Annotated in this window: 16 protein-coding genes; 7 read left to right on the top strand and 9 right to left on the bottom strand. The window is 71.1% G+C overall.

Features of this window, described 5'->3' with window-relative positions:
- Window positions 1–96: 96 nt before the first annotated feature.
- The 4 genes from ACFY9S_RS12270 to ACFY9S_RS12255 are packed head-to-tail and all read left to right on the top strand — an operon-like array spanning window position 97 to window position 3,878.
- Window positions 97–1,014 carry an SDR family oxidoreductase gene (locus ACFY9S_RS12270; RefSeq protein WP_391126265.1) on the top strand — a complete coding sequence of 306 codons (918 nt, stop codon included), beginning with the start codon at window positions 97–99 and terminating at the stop codon, window positions 1,012–1,014.
- Window positions 1,015–1,025: 11 nt separating this feature from the next.
- Window positions 1,026–1,901, top strand: a complete 876-nt coding sequence (locus ACFY9S_RS12265; protein ID WP_391126622.1) for an amidohydrolase family protein — start codon at window positions 1,026–1,028, stop codon at window positions 1,899–1,901.
- A 10-nt stretch (window positions 1,902–1,911) separates the two neighbouring features.
- The gene (locus ACFY9S_RS12260; RefSeq protein WP_391126262.1) at window positions 1,912–3,426 is read left to right on the top strand and encodes a long-chain-fatty-acid--CoA ligase; all 1,515 of its coding nucleotides are present in this window, start codon (window positions 1,912–1,914) and stop codon (window positions 3,424–3,426) included.
- Complete coding sequence (locus ACFY9S_RS12255; RefSeq protein ID WP_391126259.1) at window positions 3,423–3,878, top strand: MaoC/PaaZ C-terminal domain-containing protein; 456 nt, start codon at window positions 3,423–3,425, stop codon at window positions 3,876–3,878. Before ACFY9S_RS12260 ends, ACFY9S_RS12255 begins: the two co-directional genes overlap by 4 nt.
- On the opposite strand, the gene ACFY9S_RS12250 is transcribed toward ACFY9S_RS12255, so the two are convergent.
- The 9 genes from ACFY9S_RS12250 to ACFY9S_RS12210 all read right to left on the bottom strand — a co-directional run bounded on the left by ACFY9S_RS12250 (window position 3,869) and on the right by ACFY9S_RS12210 (window position 16,553).
- Entirely contained in the window at window positions 3,869–4,696 is an 828-nt protein-coding gene (locus ACFY9S_RS12250; protein WP_391126256.1) for a PaaX family transcriptional regulator C-terminal domain-containing protein, read from the bottom strand. The two genes, ACFY9S_RS12255 and ACFY9S_RS12250, sit on opposite strands and share 10 nt — an antisense overlap.
- A 53-nt stretch (window positions 4,697–4,749) precedes the next feature.
- A complete protein-coding gene (locus tag ACFY9S_RS12245; protein ID WP_391126253.1) occupies window positions 4,750–6,423 on the bottom strand; it encodes a PHP domain-containing protein in 1,674 nt (557 codons plus the stop codon).
- A 25-nt stretch (window positions 6,424–6,448) separates the two neighbouring features.
- Complete coding sequence (locus tag ACFY9S_RS12240) at window positions 6,449–8,284, bottom strand: LamG-like jellyroll fold domain-containing protein (RefSeq protein ID WP_391126250.1); 1,836 nt, start codon at window positions 8,282–8,284, stop codon at window positions 6,449–6,451.
- A 46-nt stretch (window positions 8,285–8,330) separates the two neighbouring features.
- Window positions 8,331–11,264, bottom strand: a complete 2,934-nt coding sequence (locus ACFY9S_RS12235; RefSeq protein WP_391126247.1) for a glycoside hydrolase family 2 TIM barrel-domain containing protein — start codon at window positions 11,262–11,264, stop codon at window positions 8,331–8,333.
- Window positions 11,261–12,130, bottom strand: coding sequence for an alkaline phosphatase family protein (locus ACFY9S_RS12230; RefSeq protein WP_391126619.1), 870 nt, complete (start codon window positions 12,128–12,130; stop codon window positions 11,261–11,263). The genes ACFY9S_RS12235 and ACFY9S_RS12230 overlap by 4 nt, the downstream gene beginning before the upstream one ends.
- Window positions 12,131–12,286: 156 nt before the next feature.
- Window positions 12,287–13,135 (bottom strand): carbohydrate ABC transporter permease, encoded by an 849-nt coding sequence (locus tag ACFY9S_RS12225; protein ID WP_102913554.1) that lies wholly within the window; start codon window positions 13,133–13,135, stop codon window positions 12,287–12,289.
- Window positions 13,132–14,016: an ABC transporter permease subunit gene (locus tag ACFY9S_RS12220; protein WP_391126616.1), complete on the bottom strand. Its 885-nt coding sequence runs from the start codon at window positions 14,014–14,016 to the stop codon at window positions 13,132–13,134. Before ACFY9S_RS12220 ends, ACFY9S_RS12225 begins: the two co-directional genes overlap by 4 nt.
- 124 nt (window positions 14,017–14,140) lie before the next feature.
- Window positions 14,141–15,418 carry an extracellular solute-binding protein gene (locus tag ACFY9S_RS12215; RefSeq protein ID WP_391126244.1) on the bottom strand — a complete coding sequence of 426 codons (1,278 nt, stop codon included), beginning with the start codon at window positions 15,416–15,418 and terminating at the stop codon, window positions 14,141–14,143.
- Window positions 15,402–16,553 carry a PfkB family carbohydrate kinase gene (locus tag ACFY9S_RS12210; RefSeq protein WP_391126241.1) on the bottom strand — a complete coding sequence of 384 codons (1,152 nt, stop codon included), beginning with the start codon at window positions 16,551–16,553 and terminating at the stop codon, window positions 15,402–15,404. Before ACFY9S_RS12210 ends, ACFY9S_RS12215 begins: the two co-directional genes overlap by 17 nt.
- A gap of 150 nt (window positions 16,554–16,703) precedes the next feature.
- Here ACFY9S_RS12210 and ACFY9S_RS12205 point away from each other — a divergent pair, with 150 nt between their 5' ends.
- From ACFY9S_RS12205 to ACFY9S_RS12195, 3 genes are all read left to right on the top strand, one after another.
- The gene (locus ACFY9S_RS12205; protein WP_391126613.1) at window positions 16,704–17,468 is read left to right on the top strand and encodes a DeoR family transcriptional regulator; all 765 of its coding nucleotides are present in this window, start codon (window positions 16,704–16,706) and stop codon (window positions 17,466–17,468) included.
- A gap of 184 nt (window positions 17,469–17,652) precedes the next feature.
- Window positions 17,653–18,993 carry a 6-phospho-beta-glucosidase gene (locus ACFY9S_RS12200; RefSeq protein WP_391126238.1) on the top strand — a complete coding sequence of 447 codons (1,341 nt, stop codon included), beginning with the start codon at window positions 17,653–17,655 and terminating at the stop codon, window positions 18,991–18,993.
- A gap of 74 nt (window positions 18,994–19,067) precedes the next feature.
- Window positions 19,068–22,124 (top strand): glycoside hydrolase family 38 C-terminal domain-containing protein, encoded by a 3,057-nt coding sequence (locus ACFY9S_RS12195; RefSeq protein ID WP_391126235.1) that lies wholly within the window; start codon window positions 19,068–19,070, stop codon window positions 22,122–22,124.
- The last annotated feature ends 31 nt before the right edge of the window (window positions 22,125–22,155 follow it).

Here is a 22,155-nt window from a genome sequence, read left to right as displayed (position 1 = left end):
CACAGGTCTCCAACAACTATTGACGACGACAATTATTGCTCTTAGCTTCGATCTCGCAGCCGTACCACCCGCATCAGCTCGTGAAGGGACCCACCCGTGCCCAGCATCGATCTCTCCGGCAAGGCCGCCGTCGTCACCGGCAGCGGCCGAGGCCTCGGCCTCGCCTATGCCCACGCCCTGGCCGCCCACGGTGCGTCCGTGGTCGTCAACGACGTCGACGAGGCGGTGGCCGAGGCGGCCGTGAAGTCCATCGTGGAAGCGGGCGGCAGGGCCGTCGCCGAGGTCGTCCCGGTCGGCACCGCGGAGGCCGCCGAGCGGCTGGTGAACCGCGCGGTCGAGGAGTTCGGCCGGCTGGACGTCCTCGTCACCAACGCGGGCATCCTGCGCGACAAGGTCCTGTGGAAGATGACCGACGAGGACTTCGACGCGGTGCTCACCACCCACCTCAAGGGCACCTTCACCTGCGCCCGCGCCGCCGCCGTCAAGATGCGCGAGCAGGGCGAGGGCGGCTCGCTGATCCTGGTCGGCTCCCCGGCCGGCCAGCGCGGCAACTTCGGCCAGACGAACTACGCCGCCGCCAAGGCCGGCATCGCGGCGATGGCCCGCACCTGGTCGATGGAACTGGGCCGCGCGGGCATCACGGTCAACGCCATCGTGCCGGTCGCCGCCACCGCGATGACCGAGACCATCCCGGCCTTCGCCCCGTACGTCGAGGCCATGAAGAGCGGTGAGCCACTGCCGGACTTCCTGCGCAAGGGCGAGGGCTTCGGCACCCCCGAGGACTGCGCGGCCCTGGTGCCGTTCCTCGCCTCCGAGGCCGCCCGGGGCGTCACCGGCCAGTGCGTCGGCATCGGCGGCGACAAGGTGGCACTCTGGTCGCATCCGCAGGAGATCAGGGCGGCCTACGCCGACGGCGGCTGGACCCCCGCCACCCTCGCCGACGCCTGGCCCACCTCGGTCGGTGCCGAGCTCCAGTCGGTCGGCATCCCGGCGCCGAAGTTCCCGGAGGCGTGATGGACCCCGTGATGGACCTGGAGTCACTGGTCGCGATCGACGTCCACACCCACGCCGAGGTCTCCTCCAAGGGCCACTCCTCCCTGGACGACGACCTGCACGACGCCTCCTCCGCCTACTTCAAGGTCGAGGGCAAGCGGAAGCCGACCCTGGAGGAGACGGCCGCCTACTACCGCGAGCGGAACATGGCCGCCGTGATCTTCACGGTGGACGCCGAATCCGCCACCGGCACCCCGCCGGTACCGAACGAGGAGGTCGCCGAGGCGGCCGCCGCCAACGCCGACGTCCTCATCCCCTTCGCCTCCATCGACCCCTTCCGCGGGAAGGCGGGGGTGAAGCAGGCCCGGCGGCTGGTCGAGGAGTACGGGGTGAAGGGCTTCAAGTTCCACCCCAGCATCCAGGGCTTCTTCCCCAACGACCGCTCGGTGGCCTACGACCTGTACGAGGTGATCGAGGAGACCGGCACGATCGCCCTGTTCCACACCGGCCAGACGGGCATCGGCGCCGGCGTCCCCGGCGGGGGCGGGATCAGGCTGAAGTACTCCAACCCGCTCCACGTCGACGACGTGGCGGCCGACTTCCCGCACCTGAAGATCATCCTCGCCCACCCGTCCTTCCCGTGGCAGGACGAGGCCCTGGCCGTCGCCACGCACAAGCCGGGCGTGCACATCGACCTGTCCGGCTGGTCGCCGAAGTACTTCCCGCCGCAGCTCGTGCAGTACGCGAACACCCTGCTCAAGGACAAGGTCCTCTTCGGCTCCGACTTCCCCGTCCTCACCCCCGACCGCTGGCTCGCCGACTTCGGCAAGCTGACGATCAAGGACGAGGTCCGGCCGAAGATCCTCAAGGGGAACGCGGCCCGCCTGCTCGGGCTGACGAAACCGTAAGGGGCGTGACATGCGCAACGAGGGACTGGGGTCATGGCCCGCACGCCGGGCCCGCAAGACCCCGCACCGCACCGCCCTGATCCACGGCGACACCACCCGCAGCTACGCCGGCCTGTACGACCGCACCACCCGGCTCGCGCACGCGCTGCGCGACCGGGGCGTCCGCCGCGGCGACCGCGTCGCCTACCTCGGCCCGAACCACCCCGCCTATCTGGAGACCATGTTCGCGGCCGGCACCCTCGGCGCGGTATTCGTCCCCCTCAACATCCGACTGGCCGGTCCCGAGATCGCCTACCAGCTTGCCGACTCCGGAGCCAAGGCCCTCGTCTACGGCCCCTCGCACACCGGTCTGGTCGCGGGCCTGCCGGGCAGCACGGACGTCCGTACGTATGTCGAGGTGGGCGCCGAGTACGAGGAGGCGCTGGCCTCGGCCTCGCGGGAGCCCATCGACACACCGGTCACCCCGGACGACACCTGCATCATCATGTACACCTCGGGGACGACGGGCCGCCCCAAGGGCGCCATGCTCACCCACGGCAACCTCACCTGGAACGCGGTCAACGTCCTCGTCGACCACGACCTGATCGCCGACGAACGCGCCCTGGTCTCCGCCCCGCTGTTCCACACCGCGGGCCTGAACATGCTGACGCTGCCGGTGCTGCTGAAGGGCGGCACCTGCGTCCTGGTCGACGCCTTCGACCCGGACGCCACCTTCGAGCTCATCGAACGCCACCGGATCACCTTCATGTTCGGCGTGCCCACCATGTTCGACCAGGTGGCCCGGCACCCGCGCTGGCCGGACGCCGACCTGTCGTCGCTGCGCATCCTGACCTGCGGCGGCTCCCCGGTCCCGACCCCGCTGATCGCGGCGTACCAGCGGCGCGGCCTGACCTTCCTCCAGGGCTACGGCATGACCGAGGCCGCCCCCGGCACGCTGTTCCTGGACGCCGAGCACGCCGTCAGCAAGGCCGGGTCGGCGGGCGTGCCGCACTTCTTCAGCGATGTACGCGTCGTACGGCCCGACCTCGCGCCGGTCGACATCGGCGAGGTGGGCGAGGTCGTGGTGCGCGGGCCGCACGTCATGCCCGGCTACTGGGGGCTGCCCGAGGAGACGGCCGCGTCGTTCGCGGACGGCTGGTTCCGCAGCGGCGACGCCGCCCAGATCGACGAGGACGGCTACGTCCACATCGTCGACCGCCTCAAGGACATGATCATCTCCGGCGGCGAGAACATCTACCCCGCCGAGATCGAGGACCAGCTCCTCGCCCACCCGGACATCGTCGAGTGCGCGGTGATCGGGGTGCCGGACGACAAGTGGGGCGAGGTGCCCCGCGCGGTCGTCGTGCCCCGCGAGGGCACCGCAATCGACCCGGACGAGGTGCTCGCGTCGCTCGCCGGCCGCCTTGCCAAGTACAAGATCCCGAAGTCGGTGGTCGTCGCGGACGAACTCCCGCGCACCGCCTCCGGAAAACTCCTCAAGTCCCGTGTCCGTACGCGCTACGGCACCCAGGAAGGATCCACATGAGCCTCACCGTCAACGGCCTCGACGAACTCAAGAAGCTCGCCGGCAGCGATCTCGGCACCAGCGAGTGGATCGAGGTGACGCAGGAGCGCATCAACACCTTCGCCGACGCCACGGGCGACCACCAGTGGATCCACGTGGACCCCGAGCGCGCCAAGGACGGCCCCTTCGGCGCCCCCATCGCGCACGGTTACCTCACCCTCTCCCTCTTCATCCCCCTGTTCACCGAGCTGCTGGACGTCCAGGGCGTGACGACGAAGGTCAACTACGGTCTCAACAAGGTGCGTTTCCCCTCGCCGGTCAAGGTCGGTTCCCGCATCCGCCTGACGGCGAAGCTCACCGAGGTCGAGGAGGTGCCGGGCGGCGCGCAGATCACCGTCGAGGGTGCCATCGAGATCGAGGGTGCCACCAAGCCGGCCGCGGTGCTGCAGAGCCTGTCGCGGTTCTACGCCTGAGGCCGCGCGGGCACCAGGTCGAGCCGGCGTTCCGAGGCGTCACGCGCGAGCGGTGAGAGCCGGTCGTGCACCGCCCGGAACGTCTTCTCGGCTTGTTCCGCCGGCCAGTCGTCCGGCAGGTGCTTGACGGGCAGGCGCGGATCGCGCCGGACGATCCGCAGCCACTCGGTCTGGAGCCGCAGCCGCAGCACGAGCCCGTCGTCGGGATGCGGCAGCTCGTCCTCCCAGGGCTGCCAGCGCCGTACGAACGCCTCGTAGCGCCCGGCCAGGTCAGACAGCTCCCAGGTCTCGTCGATCATCTGGCCGATGTCCATCCCGGCGTCGGCGTGCGCGCGGAAGACCTTCACGTGGGCGGACAGGCCGAGCTCGGCCACCAGCGCCGACACGTCGACCTCGCCCGGCGCGATCCACAAGCCGTTGAACAGCGGGCCGAAGCCGCTCCAGGTCAGCTGGGAGCGCAGGTCGTGGCGCTGGCGCTGCCAGGACTCGGGCAGGGAGAAGCCGAGCAGAGTCCAGGTGCCGTCCCAGTGCCGGTTGACGGCGCCGGTCTGCCAGATGCGCCGCTCGCCGTCGCGTAGCACGGCCTCCGAACGCTCGGTCAGCCCGAAGTACATCCGGCGGCCCTCGCGCTGGCGGCGCAGCAGGTCACGGTTGACCATCCGGGTCAGCGTCGAACGGGTCGCCTGCTCGCCGATCCCGGCGCGGGCGAACACCTCGATGACGCTGCCCGAGTACACGCACACGTCGCGCCCGAGCACCTGGTCGCCCAGGAACGTCAGCATGAGGGACTGGGGCCGCAGCGACTCTTCACCGGTCACGCGGCCCACCGTACCTCCGCCCGATCAGTCCGTGACCTGCTGGTACCCGGGGATCAGGCCCCCTCGACGTCGACGAACACGGGGTTCGAGTAGAACCACGTGTCCGCCCACGGGTCACCGTTCCCGGGCGCGTGCGGGACCGGCCCGTGCGGATCGACCGAGGCGCCGAGGCAGCCGGGGCCGTTGCGGTTGCCGTCGCTGCCGCGCAGCCGGACGTAGAAGGACTCCTCGCCCGCGGTCAGCGGGATGCGGAGCGTGAAGGTCCCCGTGCGGCCGGAGACGTCCTGCGAGCGGACGACGCGGGTGTCGGGGGCCTTCCAGGTGTCGCGGTCGGCGACCGGGCCGCGCACCGCGCCGCGGATGACGTCCACGTGCGCCAACTCGGGCAGGACGCCCTGCGGGTTGGGCCGCGAGGCGGTCGTCACGGTGACGTCCAGGGTGAGCTTCTCGCCCTTGCGGACCCGCAGCCGGCCGCCGAGCGTTACGCCCCGGCCCCGGTCGCGGTCCCGCTTCAGCCGGACGTCGAGCCCGTCGACCAGATGCCCGTGGTCGAGCCAGACCCGGCCCGCCCGCAAACCCGCCATGAGCGCGCGGTAGCCGTAGCGGGTCACGCCCACGTGCGTACGGCTGAACTGGCCGGGCCAGAAATCGCTGCCCGGCTGCGGGGTGTCCGTGTTCACCGGGTCGGGCAGCCTGCCGGTGCCGTCGAAGGTCTGGCCGGGCTGCCAGTCGCCGTTCTTCCAGGTGTCGAAGACGATGCGGTGGGCGTCGGAGTTGGTGGTGACCGAGAACAGCCGGCCCTCGGCCAGCATCGAGTCCCACAGTCCGCCCACGGTCGCGGTCGCCCAGTCGAAGCCGCCGTAGGTCAGGTAGGCGTCCGCCGGGTAGCCGGGCCAGGACTGCGCGGACGGCTTGTTCTCGTACTCGCCGCGGATCGAGTCGGACCCGCGCCAGCCGGGGATGGCCGCTCCCTGGGCACCGGGCGCGCCCTCCATGCCGATCATGATCTCGGGCGCAGCGTCCCGCCAGTCGCGCAGCTCGTGCGGGGAGTCGATGCCCAGACGCATGGGGTGGTTGGCGAGGACCAGTACGTCGTCGACGTAGCCCGAACGGCGCTGCTCGGCCAGCCATTTGATCGCCTTGACGGCGTGCGCCTCGTTACGGGCGGTGTCCGCGTCGGCGGGGCCGCCCCTGTCGTAGCCGAGGAGCTTGCCGTCGTAGGCGCTCTCGAAGCGGGTCAGCACGTCGACCTCGTGCGGACCGGGCGCGGCGAACACCGTGCAGTGCTCGGCGGCCGGGATGTACCACTCCAGGCCCTGGAAGATCAGCTGACGCGGGTTCTCGGCACGCGCCTGAAGGATCTCCTCGTGCTCCAGGGCGGCGCCGAAGTCGGCGTGCCCGAAGTTGGAGTGCTCGGTGAAGACCATCCAGTCCAGGCCGTACTTCGCGCCCGCGGCGGCCAGCTGGGAGAACGTGTACTTGGCGTCGTGGCTGTAGACGGAGTGGACGTGGTGGTCGCCGACGAGGTAGGCGAGGCGGGGGTCCTCGCCGCCCAGCCGTCTGTCGTCGCCGCCGGCGGCCAGGGCCGGGCTCGCCGGGCCGAGGGCGAACGCGGCGCCGAACAGGCCCGCGCGGCGCAGGAGCCCGCGGCGGGAGACGCCCTGCGGATCGAGCGCGGCGGGGGAGACGGACGGGTCGGCCCAGGCGGGCAGCTGCTGCTCGGTCATGAAGGATCCTCGCGAGTCGGTGAGGTCAGTGGTTCATGAAGGAGGTGACGGGCAGCGCCCGGGCGACGATCCGGACGTCGCCGAGCCGGCCGTGGAAGATCTGGTCGATCTTGCCGCCGTACTCGTAGCCGCCGAGCAGCCACGGCAGGCCGACGGAGGTGATGCCGACGGAGGTCGCCTTCGGGTTGCGGAGCACCGGGCACCCCTCGACGTACAGCGTGGTGCGCCTGCCGTCGTTGACGACCGCGAGGTGCCACCAGGTCTCCAGCGGGGTCTCCTGGCCCCAGTTGGTGGCGATGCCCTGCTGGTTGAGCGGGCGCATCGCCCACTGCGGTTCGCGGTCGTTGGACAGGGACAGCGTGGCCAGCGGCTCGTCGGGGTCGTCGGCGGTCTTCCCGGCGGCGCCTCCCGTGCCCGTGCGGGAGACCAGGCCCGACCACGCGTGGCGGGCGGGGTCCCAGTCAGCGGGCAGCCGGTAGAACGCCTCGATGGTGTAACCGTCCTCGAACGTGGCCGAGTTGACCGGGGCGCCGTCGACCGTGCGCAGGTAGGCGCCCTTCAGCGGGGACTTGAAGCCCTGGAACTCCAGGCTGCCGTGGCCCGGCTGGTCGGGGTGGTGATCGGCGGACCAGCCCAGCGCGCCGCCGCCGATCGCGACGAGGGCGAGGTCGTTGCCCCGCCCGGACAGGTCGCGGACCGTGCCGGCCGTGCCGTCCACGGGCTTGTCGAAGCGCCAGTACGCCATCGTGCCCGGGACGAGCAGCTTCGAGGCGGGCCGGGCCGCACGGGCGGGCACGGGCGCGAATCCGGCGAAGCGCCGCTCGAAGTCGATCCCGACGGAGAACCGGTCGGCGTCGCCGCTCAGTTCCATCTCCTGCCGCTCCAGCTCGTTGAGCCCCTTCGCGGCCCGGCCGAGGATCCACGGCGAGAGCGTCTCCACGTCGATGACCCCGCGGTCCAGGTCGAACCGGTACAGACGGATCATGGCCGCGCCGCCGAAGTAGCGGTTCTGGTAGTTCGTCAGATGCAGATGGACGTCGTGTCCGGCCGCGTTCTTCCGTGTCACGCGGCCGGCGGGCCAGTAGTGCCCGCCGAGCGCCAGGAAGATCTGGTCGTGGTCCTCGATCAGCCGGTCCCACAGCTGCTGCCCGTAGTCCGACAAGGTGTCGTCCTCCACGACCAGTTCGTGCGTCGTGAGGATCACTGGTGTCTTCGGATGCTTCGCCAGGACGTCCTTCGCCCAGGTGTAGCCCTGCGGTGACAGCCGCCAGTCCAGCGCCAGGACCAGCCATTCCCGGCCGCCCGCGGTGAACAGGTGGAAGGAGTTGTACCCGTCGGCCGAGGCCCCGCCGAATGTGGGCTGCCCCGCGAACCGCTGCGGCCCGAAGGCGTCCAGGTACGGTGTCGCGCCGCGCTGGTCGGTCGTCGACGACTTCACGTCGTGGTTGCCGGCCAGGACGCTGTAGCCGACGCCCCGCCGGTCCAGCAGCCGGAACGCCTCGCCGATCGCGGCGAACTCCTCCTTCACGCCGTTCTGCGTGAGGTCGCCGAGGTGGGACAGGAAGACGATGTTCTCCTCCCGGCCGTGCTCCAGCAGATACCGCAGCGAGGCTTCGACCGGCGCCTTGTCGATGCTGGGGCCGTCGAAGAGGTACTGCGTGTCGGGCATCACCGCGAGTGTGAAGCGGCGGCTGCCGGGATCGGGGCGCCATGTCGAGGCCGCCGCCTCGGCGGTGACGGCCGGCAGCGCGCTCACGGCAGCGGCGGTCACGCCGAGCAGGGCGGTGGCGCGGAGGAAGCCGCGTCTTCCGGCACCGGCCTGGGGCGCCTCGCCCGGGCCGTGGTCATGCGAAGTGCACACGGGTCCTCCATGAGGTGACTGAGACGGGGGATCGAGAGGGGAGAACTCAGAGAACGCGCAGCGACCAGCTCCAGCGATGGACGCCCGCCGCGACGAGGTAGGAAGCGAAGGTGTCGGGCCCGCACGACGCCGTGCCGAGCCCGCGGTGCGCCGCGTCGATGTGCACCACGCACCCGGCCCGCGGCACCAGTTCGTCGTGATGCGCGACGGCGGCGAGCCCGGCCGCGCGGTGCCGGGTCACCGAGACCTGGCGGGGCCGGTCCAGGCGCACCGCGAGCCCGGTGGCGTCCGGTGCGGACAGCGTGAACCGCCGCACCCCGTGCCGCCCTCCGCTCTCCTGCGGCCGCAGATAGGGCGTGAACAGCTCGTCCACCGGGAGGCAGTGGTGGCCGACGGGCGCGCCGGCGGCCCGGTCCGGGTACGACTCCCAGGGGCCCTGCCCGAACCACTCCAGCAGGTTCAGCCCGGGGACCGTCTCGAACACGGTTCCCACCCGGGCCACGTCGTGCAGCGACTCGGGCAGCTCGGCGCTCTCCGCGACGAGCAGACCGCCCTCCACGGCCGTCAGCACCTGCTCGTGCCGGACGGTCCCGCCCGCGCAGACATAGTGGGACACCACGGCCACCCGGCCCGGGTCACGCCGCACGGAGACGACCTGGCGGACGGGCTCCTCCAGTCCCCAGTCCCGCCAGCGGGCCGCCATGCCACCCAGCTCGTCGTTGTCGGTCGGCGCCCGCCACAGCGACAGCACGGGCGCGGCCGTCAGCAGCGGATGGACGAGCAGCCCCTCCCCGTCGACCTCGACCGGACCGCCCGGGGCCCGGGTGTGCACCGGCGGGAGCGCCGCCCGCAGCCGCACCTGAGGCAGGCACACGACGGTGCCGCGCGGCGCCCACGGCTCGTCCCCGGCCGTCGTGACCCGCAGCGTCAGCCACGCCTCGCCGCCCTCCGCGGGCAGCTCGAACGGCAGCGGCACCGCGGCCGCCTCACCCGGCCCGAGATCGGGCAGCCCGGCCGGAGCCGTCAGTGTGGTGCCGTCGGCGAGGGACAGCTCCCACGCCCCGGACAGCCAGTCCAGGCCCCGGAATTGCTGGTGGTTGCCCAGCACGACGCCCTCGTGCCGGAAGCCGTCGATGCGCACCGGCGCGGCGATCTCCCGGTGCTCGAACAGCACGGGCTTGGGGGCCCGGTCGGGGAAGACGACACCGTCGGCGACGAAGGCGCCGTCGTGGTCCGTCTCCCCGAAGTCGCCGCCGTAGGCCCAGCGGTGCCCGGGCGCGGCGACACCGTTGTCATGGAGCCCGGCGCCCCCACGCCCGGCCGGTCTGCCGTCGTTCACACGCTGGAGGATGCCGTGGTCCCGGAACTCCCAGATGAATCCGCCCTGAAGACCCGGGGTGGCCTCGATGGCCGCCCAGTGGTCCGCCAGCGTGCCGTTGCTGTTGCCCATGGCGTGCGAGTACTCGCACTGGATGAGCGGCTTGGTCTGGGTGCCGGACAGGGCGTGCGCCAGGCACTCCTCCAGCGGCGCGTACATGGGGCAGGCGATGTCGGAGGCCACGTCCGGATCCGCCCAGCCGCGCTTGGCCGCGCCCTCGTACTGCACCGGCCGGGTCGGGTCGTGCCGGCGCACCCAGCCCGCCGCCGCGTCGTGGTTCGCGCCGTAGTCCGACTCGTTGCCCAGCGACCAGACGATGACGGACGGGTGGTTCTTGTCCCGCAGCACCATGCGCGCGACCCGGTCCACGAAGGCGCCCAGGTAGCGGGGGTCGTCGGCGATCTCGTGCGCGTGGTCGTGGGACTCGATGTCGGCCTCGTCGACGACGTAGAAGCCGAGCTCGTCGGCCAGGTCGTACAAGGACGGGTCGTTCGGGTAGTGCGCGGTGCGGATCGCGTTGAAGCCGAAACGCTTCAACAGCAGGAGGTCCGCGCGCATGTCGTCGTACGACACCGTCCGCCCGGTCAGCGGATGGAAGTCGTGCCGGTTGACGCCCCGGATGAACACGCGCTCGCCGTTGACCAGCAGGTCCCGGCCGGTGATCTCGACGTCACGGAAGCCGATCCGGTGCCGGGAGGTGTCGGCGACCGTGCCGTCGGCCCGGTGGAGGCGGACGGTCAGGCCGTACAGCTCGGGCGTCTCGGCGTTCCAGGTGCGCACCTCCGGCACGGTGGCACGCAGCCGGGCCTCGCCGAGGAAGCCGGAGACGCGTTCGTCCTCGGCGTTGGCCCGGTCGAACTCCGCGTCCTGGTTGAGCGGCTGCCCGTCCAGCTCCCCGCTGACGTACCAGCCCTCGGGCAGTGCCCCGTCGGCGTCCCGCACCCGGCACTCCACCAGCAGGTCGCCGTCACGCCGGGCCCGCACGGTGACGTCCGCGAGGTGCAGCGGGTCGGTGGCGTACAGCAGCACCGAGCGGGTGATCCCGCCGTGCCACCACTGGTCCTGGTCCTCGATGTGGGAGGCGTCCGACCACTTCACCACGGTCAGGCGCACGGTGGCCCGCTCCCCGGGGCGCACCATCGGCGTGAGGTCGAACTCGGCCGCCAGGTGCGAGTCCTTGGAGATCCCGGCGGGCCGCCCGTCCACGTGCACCAGCAGCACGCTCTCGGCAGCCCCTACGTGGAGCACGATCCGCCGCCCGGCCCACTCGGCGGGCACCTCCACCACCCGTTCGTAGACGCCGGTCGGGTTGGCGGCGGGCACGTCCGGCGGGAACTCGGCGAACGGCATACGGACGTTGAGGTACCGCGGTGGATCGTCCGTGCCCTGCAGGGTCCACACGCCTGGGACGTACGACGACGACCAGACCTCCCGGGGCGGGGCGTCCGGCGAGGGCAGCAGCTGGAAGCGCCAGTCGCCGTCGAGCGGGAGGGCTCCGCGGCGCCGGTCGACCGCGTTCATCGGCAGCCGGCCCCAGGAGGTCACCTCAGGCGCCTGCCAGGGGCGCAGGGCGATCAGGGGGTCGAGGTGTGCGTCGGTCATGACCATTCCGAAGTGGGTGCGGCGGGACCGGGCAGGACACGGCCCTGCAGGCCCCAGGCGGGTTCGAGGGGGATGCCGAGACGGTCCAGAACGGTGGGGGCGATGTCGATGAGGCGGGGCGTGTCGAGCCGGATGCCGGCGGGCCCCCCGGGTTCGGCGAGGATGACGAAGACCTCACGTTCGGCACGCGAGTCGCCGCCGTGGCCACCGGAGTCGAGGTGCCCGTGGTCGGTGGTGACCAGCACGGTCCAGCGCTCCTCGGCACGCCCCGGAGCCGAGCGCCGGACGTCGATCGCCTCCAGGAGCCGCCCGAGGTGGGCGTCCTGGTCGAGGAGGGCCCGGTCGTAGGCGGGGGACAGGGGGCCCGTGGCGTGGCCGGCCTCGTCGGTGGCGCCGAAGTACACGAACAGGGCGTCCGGGTCGTCCTCGGTGAGCCAGCGCAGGACCGTGCGGGCGACGCGGCGGTCCGCGGTTTCGTAGCCCCTGGATTCGCCGTTGTGACGCACACGCCGGCCGATGACCCTGCCGAGTGTGCCGCGACGCACCAGGGCCGGCCAGGACACGGCCGCCGCCGTGCGCAGACCGGGCCGGGCGGTGGCGGCCCGGGTCAGGAAGTCGGGGTAGCGGGCGTAGTCGGCACCTTTGAAATCGTTGCCGGTGACCCCGTGGCGGTCGGGCCACACCCCGGTGAGGATGCTCGACCATCCGGGCCCGGAGTCGGTGTAGGCCAGGCCGGCCGAGGGCCCGTCGTCGGCTCGGCCGTAGGGCAGCAGGCTCGTACCGTGGGCACCGGTGGCCATCAGCCGGTGCAGCACGGGTGCGGTGGAGGGGGAGCGGGTCAGCCGGTCGTGGCGCAGGCCGTCCATGCCGACGACGAGCACCTTGGTGCGTGGGCTCGCGGTGTTGGCGTCCTTCACTGGGTGCCTCTCTCGTGTGGTCGGCAGAGCCCGGGGCCACCGGCCCGTTCCCGGGTGCGCGTTCGCCGTGGCTGGTCGCGCAGTTCCCCGCGCCCCCGGGGCGCGTCAACTGCCCTGCACCGCCCCCTCCGTGGCGCCCGCGATGAACCCGCGGGCGAAGATCGTGAAGACCACGACGAGCGGCACGGACGCCATGAGGACACCGGCCATGACCATGCTGTAGTCGGTGGTGTGGCCGACGTGGAGCTGGGCCAGCGCCACCTGGAGGGTGAGGTGCGCGGGGTCGTTGAGCACGACGAGCGGCCAGATGTAGTCGTTCCAGGCGTTGACGAAGGCGTAGATGGCGAGGAAGGACAGCGCCGGTCTGATCATCGGCAGCACGATGTTCCAGTACTGGCGGAAGAAGCCCGCGCCGTCGATGCGCGCGGCGTCGAGGAGTTCGTCCGGCACGCCGTTCTCTATGTACTGGCGCAGCCAGAAGATGCCGAAGGCGTTGGCGAGGGCCGGGAGGACCAGTGCCTTGAGCGTGCCGACCCAGCCGATGTCGGACATGAGGATGAACTGGGGGAGGACGGCCAGCTGGAGCGGCAGCATCATGAAGCCGACCAGCGTCGCGAACAGCACCTTGCGCCCGGGGAAGTCGAACTTGGCGAAGACGAACGCCGCCAGGGAGTCGATGAAGAGGACCAGGACGGTGGTGACGGAGGCGACGACGACCGTGTTCAGCATCGACCCGAAGAAGTCGATGGTGTCGAGCACGTGCCGGACGTTCTCCAGCAGATGGGAACCGAAGGTCAGTTTCGGCGGGCTCTTGTAGATGTCCTCGGTGGTGTTCGTCGCCATGACGATCGTCCACGCGAACGGGAAGACCGAGATCAGGACGGCCAGGGCGAGGACGATGTGCGCGGTCAGGCCCTTGGGACGCCGTGACCGCCTCGGGACCACTGCGGTCATGACTTCCTCCCGCGCTGGACGACGCGCCAGTTGACGACGACCAGCAGCATGATCAGTACGAAGAAGGCCCACACGATGGCCGCGCCGTAGCCGTAGTCGTTGTTCACGAAGGCCGACTGGTAGAAGTACAGAAGCGTGGTCAGGCCCGCCTGGCCGGGCCCGCCGAGGTTGGGGTTGGCGGCGTTGCTGCCGAACATGACCTGGGGTTCGCTGAAGCTCTGCAGGCCGTTGATGGTCGAGATGATGACCGTGAACAGGATGATGGGCCGCATGATCGGCATGGTGATCTGGAAGAACGTGCGGATCGGGCCGGCGCCGTCCAGCCTGGCCGCCTCATAGATCTGGGTGGGGATGGCCTGGAGGCCGGCCAGGTAGATGATCATGTTGTAGCCGGTCCACATCCAGGTCATCAGCAGCGCGATGACCAGTTTGATCAGCCACGGATTGCTCAGCCACGGGACGGGTGAGATGCCGACGGTGCCCAGGATCGCGTTGACCAGGCCGAAGTTGTTGCTGAACACCGCCCCGAAGAAGATCGACACCGCGACGATCGAGGTGACGTTCGGTATGTAGAGGGCGATGCGGTAGAAGCCCTTGAAGCGGCGCACCGAATGCAGCAGCGTCGCCAGCACCAGGGCACCGAACAGCGTGGGGACGGTGGACAGCACCCAGATCACCAGGGTGTTGCGGATCGACAGCCAGAAGACCGGGTCGTCCAGAAGGAACCGGAACTGCTGCAGTCCCACGAACTGCACGGTGCCCATGCCGTCCCAGCGCTGGAAGGAGAGGTACAGCGAGTACAGGACCGGGAAGAACGAGAAGACGCCGAAGATCAGGAAGAAGGGCGAGACCGCCAGGTACTGCCGCCAGTGGGACAGCACCTCGCGACGCGTCGGTCGCACCGCGCCCGCGGGCGCGGTGCGCCGCGGGCGGAAGCGGGCCGGGCCGGGCCCGCCGTGGCGCCGGGGCACCGCGGCGGAACCGGCGACCGGAGGTGAGGACACCTCAGTTCACCCCCTGCCGCCGGGCGATCTGCCTGGCCTGGGCGACCGCGTCCTTCCAGGCGTCGTCGGCCTTCTTGCCCTTGGCCTCGATGCTGGACAGTTCGGTCATGAAAGGCGCCATGACGGCGGCGTCGGCGGGTGCCTCGTAGGCGGCCGGGATGGCCTTGGCGGCGGGGCCGAAGACCTCGATGACCTTCTGCCCGCCGAAGAAGGGGTCGCCGCCCGTCATGGCCGGCATGGTGTACGCCGCCGGTGCGGCGGGGAAGATGGCGGCGTCGGCGAAGCCGCGGGCGTCGTTCTCCGGGCTGAGGATCCAGCTGATGATCTTGAACGCCTCTTCGGGGTTCCGGCACTGCTTGGGCAGGGCCAGGTAGGAGCCGCCCTGGTTGGCCGGGCCGCCGGGCATCGCGCAGACCCGCCAGCTGCCCTTGGTCTTGGGGGCCGCCTGCTCGATGTCCAGGGCGTGCCAGGCCGCACCGAGTTCGGTGCTGAGGGTCTTGCCGACGGCGGCGTTCCAGGTGTTGTCGTTGATCTTGGCGTCGATGCCGAGGGTGTGGGGGCGGACCGCCGTGGTCCAGGCCTTGCGGATGTGGTCCTGGTCGCCGATGAAGCGGTTGTCCCTGTCGATGAACCGCTCGGTGCCCTGCCCGACCGCCATGGTGAAGACCGAGCCGATGTTGTTGACCAGGTAGGTGCCCGGCACCTTCGCGCGCAGCTCGGTGCCCAGCGCGAAGTACTCCTCCCAGGTCCCGGCCCGGGAGGCGACCTTGTCGGGGTCCGTGGGCAGCCCGGCCTCGTCGAACATGTCAGCGCGGTAGAAGAGCGCGGTCGGGCCGATGTCGATCGGGAAGCCGATCTGCTTGCCGTCCTCGGTCCGGGCGAGCTTGGTCTTCCAGTCCAGGTACTGCGACGCGATCTTCTTGAAGCCCAGGTCGTTCAGGTCGAGGAAGCGATTCGCGTTGGGCAGGAAGGACGCCATGTCCTCGCCCTTGATGCCGGTGATGTCGGGCACGGAGGCGCCCGCCGCGAGAGTGGTGGTCAGCTTCTGCTTGAAGTCGCCGCCGATGGAGGCAACGGTCAGCTTCACCTGGCTGCCGAAGTGCGTCTTCGCCTCGGCGACCACCTTGTCGCTGAGCGCGCCCCCCCAGTACCACAAGGTGAGGTTCTTGCCGTTCTTGCTGCCGGCCGAGCCGGAGCCGCCACCGCAGGCGACGGTCAGACCGGAGGCGGCCGCGGTCAGCGCGGCGGCCTGGAGGAAGCCTCTACGAGAAAGGTCCACGGGTCACTCCTGTTGTTCCTGTTCGACGTGCCGGAGGGGTGGGTGGTCGGTGCGGCCCTTCGGAGGCGCGCGGACCGAAGGGGGTTTGCGGACCGACGGGGGTGTGCGGGGTGACGGGGGTGTTCGGGGCAGGCGGGGTGACAGGGGCGTGGTGCACGGGCGGTCCGGGGTTCGCCGGGAGCCGGTCCACGAGGAATCCGTAGGACCGCTTCAGCTCCGGGTCGGTCAGGGAGCGCCACCAGCGGTCGACGCCGTGCCAGCCGGGGGCCGCGAGGGCGCCGCCGTGGTGCCCGACGGACAGCCCGGCCGCCAGCACCGCGAAGCGCAGCCGTTCCGCCAGCGGCCAGCCGCCGAGGGACGCCGCGACGAAGCTCGCGCCGAAGACGTCCCCGGCGCCCGTCGCGTCCAGGACGTCGGTGTCCAGGGCCGGGACATCGGCGTACTCGCCGGTGATCTGGTCGACGGCGATGGCGCCGTCCCCGCCCCGGGTCACCACGGCGACCGGCACCAGCTCCGAGAGCGTGCCGAGCGCGGCCGGCGCGCTGTCGGTGCGGGTGTAGGCCATCGCCTCGGCCTCGTTCGGGAGGAAGGCGTGGCACAGGGACAGCTGCTCCAGGAGGGCCGTCGGCCACTCCTGGGAGGGGTCCCAGCCGACGTCGGCGTAGATCCGCGTGCCGTTCGCCGCGGCCTTGGCGAGCCACTCGCGCGGCCGGGCCTCGATGTGCACCAGGGCGGTCAGCGCGTCGGGCGGGTCGCCCATCAGCACGTCCTGCGAGTACGGCGGCTCCTGGCCGTGGGTGAGCAGGGCCCGGTCGTGATCGTGGGCGAAGGAGACGGTGACCGGGGTGGGCCAGCCGTCCGCCGTACGGGAGAGCGAGAGGTCGACGCCTTCCTGGCCGCCGAGGACGTCCTGGCAGTACCCGCCGTAGAAGTCGTCGCCGAAGACCGTGGCCAGGGAGGTCCTGAGGCCGAAGCGGGAGGCGGCCACCGCGAGGTTCGCGATGCCGCCCGGGCCGCAGCCCATGCCCCCGGTCCAGATCTCCTCGCCCGGCGTCGGCGGCTTGCCGAGCCCCGTCAGGACGAGGTCGTAGAAGAGCAGGCCGGTCAGCAGCACATCGGGCCGGTCACCGTCCACGGATGTGTCCTCTCGCTCACGGCTTCGACGGAGATCGTCAAAACTCTTCATTTCGGTGACCGGAATCGTGCGCTGCCTTGCCGAGATTGGTCAATACCCGAGCAGAAATAAGCATGGCGATGATTGAAGATGACGAGTAATGTGCACGCCGTGCTGGCAGAACGACGACACCACCTCATCCTGCGGGCCCTGCGCTCCGGCGGGCCCGCGGCCGTGACCGACCTCTCGGAGCAGTTGGGCGTGAGTCCCGCCACAATTAGGCGTGACCTGGTCAAACTGGAAGAAGACGGACTGCTCACGCGCGTGCACGGCGGCGCCGTCGTGGAGGAGGGCGACCAGCCCTTCGCCGAGGTCGCCGAGGTGCGCGTCACCGAGAAGGACGCCATAGCCGAACGAGCCGCCGCGATGATCAGCGACGGCCAGTCGGTTCTGCTGGACATCGGGACGACGGCCTACCGCCTGGCCCGGCAGCTGCACGGCCGCCGGCTCACCGTGATCACCAGCAACCTGGTGGTCTACGAGGAACTCGCCGACGACGAGGGCATCGAGCTGGTCCTGCTCGGCGGCATGGTCCGCCGCGAGTACCGCTCCCTGGTCGGCTTCCTCACCGAGGACAACCTGCGCCAGCTGCACGCCGACTGGCTCTTCCTGGGCACCAGCGGGGTGCGGCCCGGCGGTCAGGTCATGGACACGACGGTCGTGGAGGTGCCGGTGAAGCGAGCCATGATCAAGGCGAGCGAGAAGGTGGTGCTGCTCGCCGACACGGCGAAGTTCCCGGGGCACGGGATGGCGAAGGTCTGCGGCCCCGAGGACCTGACCGCGGTCGTGACGAACGAGCCGGTCGACGCGGTCACGCGCACCTCCTTCCAGGAGGCGGGCGTCGAGGTCGTCGTGGCGGGAAAGGTGCAGGCTTGAACTCTCTCCCGGCCGACGGGCGCCCGGACCGGGCCGCCCCGCCGTTCCGCACACAGAGGGCTCTCGCTCTCCCGACACCAGCGGGGCCGGAGCCGGCCCGGGGCCCTGAAGCAAGTCCAAGGAGGTGGCGCGTGTCCGGTTCCCGCCACATGCCGTCCGCAGCCTGCCCTATCGGAGGAACCCGGTGAAGCTGACGATTCTGGGCGGCGGAGGATTCCGCGTGCCGCTGGTGTACGGAGCGCTCCTCCAGGACCATGCCGAGGGGCGGGTGACCCACGTCGTCCTGCACGATCTGGACGCCGGGCGGCTGTCGGCGGTGACACGCGTCCTCGCCGAGCAGGCGGCCCAAGTGGCCGACGCGCCCGAGGTGACCGCCACCACCGACCTCGACGAGGCCTTGCGCGGCGCCGACTTCGTGTTCTCCGCGATCCGCGTGGGCGGCCTGGAAGGACGCGCGCACGACGAGCGCGTGGCCCTGGCCGAGGGCGTGCTGGGGCAGGAGACCGTGGGCGCGGGCGGCATCGCCTACGGCCTGCGCACGGTCCCGGTCGCCGTCGACATCGCGCAACGCGTGGCCCGGCTCGCCCCCGACGCCTGGGTCATCAACTTCACCAACCCGGCCGGCCTGGTCACCGAGGCCATGTCCCGTCACCTCGGCAACCGTGTCATCGGCATCTGCGACTCCCCGGTCGGTCTCGGCCGCCGTATCGCCCGGGTGCTCGGCGTGGAGAACCCGGGGGAGGCGTGGATCGACTACGTCGGCCTCAACCACCTCGGCTGGGTGCGCGGCCTGCGCGTCGCCGGCCGCGACGAGCTGCCGCGTCTGCTCGCCGACCCCGATCTGCTCGGCTCCTTCGAGGAGGGCAAGCTCTTCGGCGCCGACTGGCTGCGCTCCCTGGGCGCTATCCCCAACGAGTACCTGCACTACTACTACTTCAACCGCGAGGCCGTACGCGCCTACCAGCAGGCCGAGAAGACCCGCGGCGCGTTCCTGCACGAGCAGCAGGCCCGCTTCTACGCCGAGATGAAGAACCCGCACGCCCCCGCCCTGAGGGTCTGGGACCGCACCCGCGCCGAGCGCGAGGCCACGTACATGGCCGAGAACCGCGAGACAGCGGGCGCGGGTGAACGCGATGAGGACGACCTGTCCGGCGGCTACGAGAAGGTCGCGCTCGCGCTGATGCGGGCCATCGCCCGGGACGAGCGCACCACCCTGATCCTCAACGTCCGCAACCAGCGCACGCTGTCGGTCCTGGACGCGGAGGCCGTCATCGAGGTTCCCTGCCTCGTCGACGCCAACGGCGCCCACCCCGTCACCGTCGACCCGCTGCCCGATCACGCCACCGGCCTGGTCTGCGCGGTCAAGGCGGTCGAGCGCGAGGTGTTGGCCGCCGCCGGCTCCGGCTCCCGCGCGACCGCGGTGAAGGCCTTCGCCCTGCACCCGCTGGTCGACTCCGTCAACGTGGCCCGCAGGCTGGTGGAGGGCTACGCCGAGGTCCATCCGGGGCTGGCGTACCTTAGGTGAACGCCGATCGGTAAGCGCTTTCCCCGGGGTCGCTTCCCGCCTGCTCGCTCTTCCCCGCTTCCTGGAGACATCCCATGCACGACGAAAGCCGCCGCATCGAGGAGCGCGTGCAGCGCCTTCACGACCAGCGCATCAAGACCGCGGTCTACGCGGCCACCGTCCCCTTCGAGGTGGAGGCCTGGCAGGCCCCCGGGGAGCCGGTCCCGTTCGAGGAGGCCGCCGCCGCCTCCTACGAGCCGTTCGCGATGGGTACCCCGTGGGGCCCGCCCTGGGGCACCACCTGGTTCCGCATGCGCGGACAGGTACCCGGGGAATGGGCGGGCCGACGTGTCGAGGCCGTCATCGACCTCGGTTTCGTCGGCGACTGGCCCGGCAACCAGGCCGAGGCCCTCGTGCACCTCACCGACGGCACCCCGCTCAAGGCCGTCAACCCGCTCAACCAGTACGTGGCGATCGCCAACCCCGCGCAGGGCGGCGAGACGGTCGACTACCTGGTCGAGGCTGCTTCCAACCCGGACATCCTCGCGGACAACTTCTCGAAGACCACCCCGCTCGGCGACAAGCTCACCGCGGGCGACGAGCCCCTCTACACCTTCCGCAGCGCCGACCTCGCCATCCTCGACGAGGAGGTCTGGCACCTCGACCTCGACGTGCAGGTACTGCGCGAACTGATGCTGGAGCTCGGCGAGCACGACCCGCGCCGGCACGAGATCGCCCACGCCCTCGACCGGGCCATGGACCTGCTCGACCTGGACGACGTCTCCGGCTCCGCCGCCGCGATCCGCGAGGCACTGAAGCCGGTGCTGTCCAAGCCCGCGCACGCCAGCGCGCACACGATCTCCGGTGTCGGCCACGCCCACATCGACTCCGCCTGGCTCTGGCCCATCCGCGAGACCAAGCGCAAGACGTCCCGCACCTTCTCCAACGTCACCTCGCTCGCCGACGAGTACGACGACTTCATCTTCGCCTGCTCGCAGGCCCAGCAGTACGAGTGGGTGCGCGACAACTACCCGAAGGTCTGGGCCCGCATCCAGGAGTCCGTCAAGAACGGCCAGTGGGCGCCGGTCGGCGGCATGTGGGTCGAGTCCGACGGCAACCTGCCCGGCGGCGAGGCCGTCGCCCGCCAGTTCATCCACGGCAAGCGGTTCTTCATCGAGCACTTCGGCATCGAGACCAAGGGCGTGTGGCTGCCGGACTCCTTCGGCTACAACGCGGCCTACCCGCAGATCGCCAAGCTCGCCGGCAACGACTGGTTCCTCACCCAGAAGATCTCCTGGAACCAGACCAACCGGTTCCCCCACCACACCTTCTGGTGGGAGGGCATCGACGGCACCCGCATCTTCACGCACTTCCCGCCGGTCGACACCTACAACGCCCGCTTCAGCGGTGAGGAGATGTCCCGCGCGGTCCGCAACTACCGGGAGAAGGGAGGCGCCAGCCGGTCCCTGGCGCCCTTCGGCTGGGGTGACGGCGGCGGTGGCCCCACCCGCGAGATCATGGAGCGCGCCCGCCGGCTGGCGGACCTGGAAGGCTCCGCCAAGGTCGTCGTCGAGCACCCCGACGAGTTCTTCGCCAAGGCCCGCGAGGAGTACCCGGACGCGCCGGTGTGGGTCGGCGAGCTCTACCTGGAGCTGCACCGCGCCACCTACACCTCCCAGGCCCGCACCAAGCAGGGCAACCGCCGCTCCGAGCACCTCCTGCGCGAGGCGGAACTGTGGGCGACCACGGCCGCGCTGCACGCGCCGGGCTACAGCTACCCGCACGAGAAGCTGGACCGGCTGTGGAAGACGGTGCTGCTGCACCAGTTCCACGACATCCTGCCCGGCTCCTCCATCGCCTGGGTGCACCGCGAGGCCGAGGCGGAGTACGCCCGCGTCGCGCGCGAGCTGCACGCGCTGACCGCCGAGGCGGTGGCCGCGCTGGGCATCGGCGAGCCCCGCGTTTTCAACACCAGCCCCTACGACCGCGCCGAAGTGGTCCGCACCGCCGACGGCGCACCGGTGTTCGTGGAAGTGCCCGCGAACGGTTCCGCGCCCCTCGCCGACACCGCGCCCCCGCAGGCCGTGACGGTGGACGGCCTGGCCCTCGACAACGGACTGGTCCGTGTGGAGGTGGCCGAGGACGGCACCCTGTCCTCCGTCCGCGATCTGCGCGCCGGCCGCGAGGTCCTCGCCGAGCCGGGCAACCTGCTCCGGCTGCACACGGACCTGCCCAACTACTGGGACGCCTGGGACATCGACAAGCACTACAAGAACCGCTACACCGACCTGCTGGACGCCTCGTCCGTCACGGTCACCGAGCAGGATCCGCTGATCGGCGCCATCCGCGTCGAGCGGGCCTTCGGCAAGGGCTCCACGATCACCCAGACGATCACCGTCCGCGCCGGCAGCCCCCGGATCGACATCGAGACCGACATCGACTGGCACGAGAGCGAGAAGATCCTCAAGGCGGCCTTCCCGGTCGACATCCGGGCCCCGCACTCCTCCGCCGAGATCCAGTTCGGTCACATCCAGCGCCCCACCCACACCAACACCAGCTGGGAGGCGGCCCGCTTCGAGGTCTCCGGCCACCGCTGGGTGCACCTCGGCGAACCCGGCTACGGCGTCGCCGTCATCAACGACTCGACGTACGGCCACGACGTCTCCCGCACGGTCCGCGAGGACGGAGGCACCACGACCACCGTCCGCCTCAGCCTGGTCCGCGCCCCGCGCATCCCGGACCCCGAGGCCGACCAGGGCCGCCACCGCTTCACCTACGCGCTGCTGCCCGGCGCGACCATCGAGGACGCCGTCGCCGGGGGCTACGCCCTCAACCTGCCGCTCCGGGTGGCGGAGGCGGCAGGCGCCCCCGAACCGGTGGTCTCCGCCGAGGGCGAGGGCGTGACCGTGGAGGCGGTCAAACTCGCCGACGACGCCTCCGGCGATGTCGTCGTACGCCTCTACGAGTCGCGCGGCGGCCGGGCCACCGGCTTCCTGCGCACCGGGTTCCCGCTGGCCGGAGCCCAGATCACCGACCTGCTGGAGCGGCCGCTGGAGGAAGCGGAGATCACCGACGGCGCCGTCGCCGTCACGCTGCGGCCCTTCCAGATCCTCACCCTCCGGCTGCGCCGGGGCCAAGAGGCCGGGGCCTGATCGCGCGAGGGCGCTGACCCGGGGCGGGGCT

It is taken from the genome of Streptomyces sp. NPDC012474 (genome assembly GCF_042955185.1).
In the GTDB taxonomy this organism is placed as follows: domain Bacteria; phylum Actinomycetota; class Actinomycetes; order Streptomycetales; family Streptomycetaceae; genus Streptomyces; species Streptomyces cahuitamycinicus.
Note: the sequence above shows the minus strand (reverse complement) of the source record. Positions and strands in the feature narration are given on the sequence as shown.

Bases quoted from the DNA above. Each gene is read 5' to 3' on its own strand.
- ACFY9S_RS12225 (WP_102913554.1), bottom strand. From the start codon at position 13,135: ATGACCGCAGTGGTCCCGAGGCGGTCACGGCGTCCCAAGGGCCTGACC.
- ACFY9S_RS12255 (WP_391126259.1), top strand. From the start codon at position 3,423: ATGAGCCTCACCGTCAACGGCCTCGACGAACTCAAGAAGCTCGCCGGC.
- ACFY9S_RS12245 (WP_391126253.1), bottom strand. From the start codon at position 6,423: ATGACCGAGCAGCAGCTGCCCGCCTGGGCCGACCCGTCCGTCTCCCCC.
- ACFY9S_RS12235 (WP_391126247.1), bottom strand. From the start codon at position 11,264: ATGACCGACGCACACCTCGACCCCCTGATCGCCCTGCGCCCCTGGCAG.
- ACFY9S_RS12230 (WP_391126619.1), bottom strand. From the start codon at position 12,130: ATGGACGGCCTGCGCCACGACCGGCTGACCCGCTCCCCCTCCACCGCA.
- ACFY9S_RS12195 (WP_391126235.1), top strand. From the start codon at position 19,068: ATGCACGACGAAAGCCGCCGCATCGAGGAGCGCGTGCAGCGCCTTCAC.
- ACFY9S_RS12265 (WP_391126622.1), top strand. From the start codon at position 1,026: ATGGACCTGGAGTCACTGGTCGCGATCGACGTCCACACCCACGCCGAG.
- ACFY9S_RS12260 (WP_391126262.1), top strand. From the start codon at position 1,912: ATGCGCAACGAGGGACTGGGGTCATGGCCCGCACGCCGGGCCCGCAAG.